Annotated in this window: 4 protein-coding genes; all 4 read right to left on the reverse strand. The window is 64.8% G+C overall.

Going from position 1 to position 5927, the window contains the following annotated elements; genetic code table 11:
• Window positions 1-279: hypothetical protein (locus ACQI5H_RS24380; protein ID WP_427081859.1), on the reverse strand; the 279-nt coding region annotated here is incomplete at its 3' end.
• A gap of 346 nt (window positions 280-625) precedes the next feature.
• Complete coding sequence (locus tag ACQI5H_RS24385; RefSeq protein WP_427081860.1) at window positions 626-1744, reverse strand: DUF1942 domain-containing protein; 1119 nt, start codon at window positions 1742-1744, stop codon at window positions 626-628.
• Between the two features lie 230 nt (window positions 1745-1974).
• A complete protein-coding gene (locus ACQI5H_RS24390; protein ID WP_427081861.1) occupies window positions 1975-3687 on the reverse strand; it encodes a protein kinase domain-containing protein in 1713 nt (570 codons plus the stop codon).
• A gap of 294 nt (window positions 3688-3981) precedes the next feature.
• Window positions 3982-5927, reverse strand: a 1946-nt coding sequence (locus ACQI5H_RS24395; protein WP_427081862.1) for a LysM peptidoglycan-binding domain-containing protein, incomplete at its 5' end; no start/stop codon positions are given.

Consider the following 5927-nt stretch of genomic DNA (forward strand, 5'->3'; position numbering starts at 1 on the left):
CGCCGCGGTGACCGCCTCCCGCACCGCCGTCGCATCGGCGCCCTTGGGCAAGTGCGCCAGCCGGACCGCGAACACCGGCGTGTGCCGCGCTTTGTGCAACCGGCGCGCGGCCTCTTCGGCCAACCGAGTCTTGCCGATACCGCCCGGGCCGATCAACGTCACCAACTGGGCCGGCCCCATCACCAAGGCGCCAATGCGATCCAGCGCGCGTTGGCGGCCGACAAACCCTGCGCCACCAGGCGGCAAAGCAGCCAGATTTCCCGAAATCCCCGAAGGCATACCTAAATACGATAGTGGGCCGTGGGTATGCCACCAACAGCTAACCAAGCGGGTCCAACAACCACCACACTTGCCCATAGTCGGGGTAGTGGTCCGTCATCGCTTACGCGGCGGTCCTGGACCCACGCTGGTGCGTCCATGGCGTATGCGTCGACACGGTACGCTGTCGTGCCTAGTTCGGGCGCAACAGACTCAATGTCGCCGTCGCCGATTAGTTCGACTTGCATTGCGGGCCAATCACATCCAGCTGCACGACGCATCTTCACGCGCGGCAATGGGGAAACCATCAAGGAACCACGACCTACATCGCGACTTCACCGAGATGACGCGACTGACGGAAGCTGCGTCAAGGGGTGGGGACGGCTGGGCTACCAGCGGATCCCTGGCTGCCCGCGGGAGCGGGGCGAGCTGAGGGACCCGCGGGACTAGGTGTCGCCGGGCTGCCCGCGGGCGCTGGTTGGCTCCCTGCGGGAGCCGGCGTCGCCGGGTTAGCGCCCGGCACTTCCTGGCCGGGTGGGGGACCAAGCGGTGCCGGGCTGGCTTCAGGAGTGGGTGTCGCGGGGCTGCCCGCGGGCGCTGGTGGGCTGCCGGCGGGAGCGGGCGTCGCCGAGTTGGCGCCCGGCACTTCCTGGCCGGGTGGGGGACCAAGCGGTGCCGGGCTGGCTTCAGGGGTGGCTGCTGGCGGCATGTTCGGGGGTATGGGTGTCCCTTGATTACTGGGTGTGGTTATCCCTTGGCTGCCTGCCAGAGCGGGCGTAACTGGGCTGTTCGGGGGGATGGGTGTGCCTTGGTTACCAGGAATGGGTGTCCCTTGGCTTGCTGCGGGAGTTGTCGCTGGGCTGCCGACCGGGGTTGGTTGACCGGCGGCGGGAGTAGGCGGCGTTGCAGGGGTAGGCGCCGCCGCGGATACGGGGGACGCGGTGGACCCGATCGTGGGTCCGGACGTCGTTGCGTTGCCCGGGCGACGTTGCCGCGGTTGGGGTTGCACCCAGGAGGCCAACTCTTGGCTCCCGGAGCTGTACACGATGCGGTTGGGGGTCTCACCGGTGACATCGAAATAGACCTTGCCGGTGGTCTTTTGGCCTTGGGCGAGCGTGGCCGGGTTTACCCCCTGGGAAGTGGCTACCTGGTACAGGGCCCGGTAGCTCTGGCCGCCTGGTGTGCGGGCGTTGAGATCCGACACGATGGGGATGATGGAGCCTTTGATGGCTTCATCGGTGGCTGTGGCTTCCCAAAGGGTGCCCCGCACTGAGTAGGGGATGGTATCGGTGCTTGGCTTGAGGTCGCTGACCGTCCACCCCTGAACGGTGTCGCCGTTGACCAGAGTCTCCTGAGTGCCCAATCCAGATGTGCTGGTCTCGGTGGCTTGATCGGCAGACGCGGTCGATGCACTGCCGATGCAGACAACTCCTGCGGCGGCGGTGGCCACGATTACGGTAGCGGCGGCGGGGGAGTAGATCTTCACTGTTGACTCCTTGCGGCTGTATTGTCCAGTGGCTCTACGGTTGGTCCGATACAGAATGTATCATGCCTGGCCTCCGATCGTCTGCAGTGGGTTCGTCGCCGCGTGTGACGGGTGTAGTCAGGGCAAACGCCGTGACGGCCGAAGGCAACTCGGAAACACTGACGTCCACCGCCGATCATGCGGCTTAACTTCAGATCGCGTGCCCTACTGGCGATGTCGCGGGCGAGTCGTCATGAGTGGGACATCCACCACGCGTATAGCTGGTCGATAGTGGGCCCGTGAGGATCTGTTGTGACGAGGCCGATCAGCATTTCGGTGTCATTGGTCCATGCCACAGTGGGGTTTGCCTGTTGGGTAGCGCACAGCAGGGTGCCGCTGGTCTTGTCCGGGGTGGCATTGCGGTGCCACGGGCCTGGTGATTGGATTCGCCCTGGACACTCAATGATGCTTGACGCCTGGATTATTCGAGTGAAGGCGCCGTGCAGTGAGCTCGCGTCCGAAAATTGCAGATAGGTCGCCGACGTGGGGCCGTCGGGCTCGGAGTTGTTGCCGCATGACACCTCAGCCAGTGCATCTGTCGGCGGTGTAATCGGCTGGCAGGTGCCCGGCGGGTACCCGGGCGGCAGCAGGCTAAGCAACCGGGTCCCGGCGGCCGACGGGCTCAGTTCTGATGTGTCGGATGTGGTGCTATGGGCGGCGAGATCGGTCGGTGTGGGGTGCGACGAATGCGGCAGCCAGATGGCCACGCCGGTAACGGCGAGCGATGCGAGAATCGCAGCCATAACCAGGAACAGGCGCCGTCTGGGTTTGCGCAGGGTGGACCATGGCGGCTGAGATCCGGGCCCGGGTATGCGCAGTTCGCTGCGCCATCTGCTGCCGGCTGGCTCGCGTGCGGGGGTGGTCGCTGGGGTTCGGGCGGATTCGGTGGGCAAGGACGGCGCGCTCGGTGGCTGCCAAACACTCGACTCGTGATCCGGCAGCTCAGGTGAAGGCTGCGATGTGGGCACCGACGGTGTGGGAGAAGCGGTAGGAACCGACGGCATTTCAGATCCGGTGTTAGGCGTGCTGGGTTGGAGACGCGTGACCACCCGATTTTGATCGGGTGCGCTGAGTGCCTGGACCGCGGCCTGCGCCAGGTCACCGGCGCTGGCGTAGCGCTGCGCCGGATCTTTGGCCATGCCGTGCGCGATCACTTCATCGAATGCACTTGAGATCTCGCGCTGTGACTGGCTGGGCGCTGGGATTGGCTCGATTAGGTGCGCACTGATCAGTGCGCCGACGCTCTCGGCCCAGTATGGCGGTGATCCGGTCAGGCACTCATACAGCACGCACGTCAACGAATAGATGTCGACTTTGTGGTCTGCGACGGTGGCGGTGAATCGCTCTGGCGCCGTGTATTTCCAGGTCGCCACGGAGCTTCCTATCACCCGGGTCACACCTTTGTGGGGGGCGGCGTCGCTGATGCCGAAATCAAGTAGGTGCGCGACATCATCGCCGGTGATCAGAATGTTTTCCGGTTTGACATCGCCATGGATGATTCCGAGAGCGTGGGCTGCATCCAATGCCGATGCGATCTGGTGCACGATGGCAACCGCGCACGGCGCGGGCAACGGCCCCGGCCGTTTAAGCCGCTTGGCCAAGTCGGCGCCCTCGATCAAGCGCATCTCTACAAATTGCTGCCTGTCGATCTCGCCGTAGTCGTGGATGGGCACGATGTGCGGTTCGTCGAGTTGACCGATCGCGCGCGCTACTCGCTGCAGGCGTGCGCAAAACACCAGGTCGTGACTATACACCGGCGGCAACACCTTCAGCGCAACAATCCGTTGTGCGACAGTGTTCTCGGCCTCGTATACGTCGCCCATCCCGCCACGGCCCAATCGCCGTTTGAGGTCATAGTGTCCAAACCGCGACCCCTCGCGTGAATTGTGCGCGGTGTCGTTCATCGCCGGCTCCTTTGCCAACCTTCACCCCCGTAGGCCGCGGTGAGCCACCATCACCCGACCGTGGTATGTATGCTCGGACCCGGATGATACTCTTTGTATCAAAGACTGCGATGCTTTCGTCGGGTTCTGTACATCGTCGCCGTGTACTGCATGGGTCGGGTCAACGGCAGAGGCGATCGCGCACTTCCGACGCTCGATACCCGATCATGGTCATCTGCGAAGGGAGCTGCCGTCGTCTCTTTCGCCGATCCCGTAGCACGTGAAATCAAGACAGTCCTCGCCAAAGATGCTGATTCAGCGGTGTTTAGGGATTGTGAGTGTTTGGCCGGGGTGGAGCCGGTTGGAGTTGTTGCCGATTGTCGTGTGGTTGGTTGAATATATTGTCTGCCAGTCGATTCCGAATCGTGCAGCGATCCCGCTGAGTGTGTCGCCGGGCTGGACTATGTAGCGTGGCGGCTGGTTCGGGGTTGTGCTGGGGATTGTGAGTGTTTGGCCGGGTTGAAGCCGGTTGGAGTTGTTGCCGATTGTCGTGTGGTTGGTTGAATATATTGTCTGCCAGTCGATTCCGAATCGTGCAGCGATCCCGCTGAGTGTGTCACCGGGCTGGACTATGTAGCGTGGGCCGCTGGTCGGCGGCGTGGGCGCAGTGCTGGTGGGCGGCGGCGTGTGATGGGGTGGGGGAGGTAAGGACGGGGTGGTGTGTGCCGGGATGACGCCCTGGGGCCATCGGTAATGGGTCGGGAGTTCTTTGGGGCGCTTCTTGGCGCGCATTGCGCTGCCTTGTTGGGGCTGAGTAGTGCGCACGTCGCGTTGTTGGGCGTGGTCGAGTTTGTCCTGCTCGGCTTGGTGGCGCGCGACGAGTTCGTCGCGTTCGTCCTGCTGGCGGCCCGTTAGCTCGTCGTGGTGTGTCGCGTCGGTTGTCCGCTGCTGCTCGTGGTGGGTCTGGGCGAGTTGCTCGGTCTGGGCCTGCTGACGGTCGGCCAATGCATCACGGGCCGGTTGCAGCCGCTGTTCCCGCATCGTGCTCCACGCCTGGTGGCGCCATGCTTGACGTTCGTCGTGGGCCAGCGCCTGATTGTGGGCGAGGTGTTGGTTGTGCGGCTCGTCGTCGTTGGGTGTCAGATGTATGCTGCCGTGCCTGGATTCGGGTGGCGCGGATGCGAATTCGGTGGTGGTGTGGCCGGTGGGATCGGTGATCGTCGACCGACCGTCGGGGTGGGCGGTGACGGTGTAGCCATCGGCCGTGGTGTGGGTGATGGTGAACGCACCGTTGTCGTGGTGTGTGGTGGTCACCGAGCCGTCGGGTGCGCGCACTGTCACGCGGTTGCCCGTGGTGGTGGTGACCCCGCCATCGGGACTGGTTGTGGTGGTGGCGCCGCGGCGCTCGGTGACGTGGGTGCCGTCGGGGGTGGTGATGGTGGTCGACCCGTCGGGCGCACTCGTGCGAGTTCGCCCATCCTCTGTCGTGGTGGTGGTGTAACCGCCGAGGCTGGTCTGTTCGACGCCGTCGACACCGTGTGTGGTGGTCGAGCCGTCCGGGCCGACGGTGTGGGTGGCGGGCCTGCCGTCGACGTCGGTGGTTGTGGTGGTCATGGTGGTGCGGCCGACGTTGTCGATGGCGGTGGTCACCAGCTCGCCCGCCTCGTTGCGAAGCGTGCCGATTCCGGGCTTAGGCGCTGCGCCGGCAGCGTCGGGTGCGGCGCCGAGTTCGCCGATAAAGCCGCGGGTGGCCCCGGTCATCATGCTGCGGGAAAACCCACCGACCAAACCTTGAGCGCTCCAGTCTCCTGGACTGACCGTGCCTGTAGTGACGAGATCGAACACAACATTGGAAAAGACCGTGCTGGCCTCGTTGCCGACCGCGCCCGCGACCATGCCGCGAATGCCCCCGGTCAGACCCCGCGATGTCTCGGACCCGAGACGTCCGAGCACCCGGTCCGCAGTCGCACCGGCGAAGTTGCCGACCGGGATCGCGACGAAGCTGGTGCCCGCGACCGCCGACACCACGGATGCACCGAGCTCGCCGATGCTGAATCTGCTGCGGTGTTCCAGGACGGGGTCGGCCTGAGCGATGACGTCCTGGACCGTAACGAACTTCACCGTGGTGGGGGACTTCTGCCAAGCCAGTCTCGGGAAGTACGACACGGCCGCCGCCACGGTTTCGCCGGCCGCGTCTTCGACCGCGTCGTCGAGGGCCCCACCGAGACGTTCGACGGCATTGGTTACCGGGTCGACGAAGC

Source organism: Mycobacterium heidelbergense (assembly GCF_050205645.1).
GTDB classification, from domain to species: domain Bacteria; phylum Actinomycetota; class Actinomycetes; order Mycobacteriales; family Mycobacteriaceae; genus Mycobacterium; species Mycobacterium heidelbergense_A.

Bases quoted from the DNA above. Each gene is read 5' to 3' on its own strand.
- ACQI5H_RS24390 (WP_427081861.1), bottom strand. From the start codon at position 3,687: ATGAACGACACCGCGCACAATTCACGCGAGGGGTCGCGGTTTGGACAC.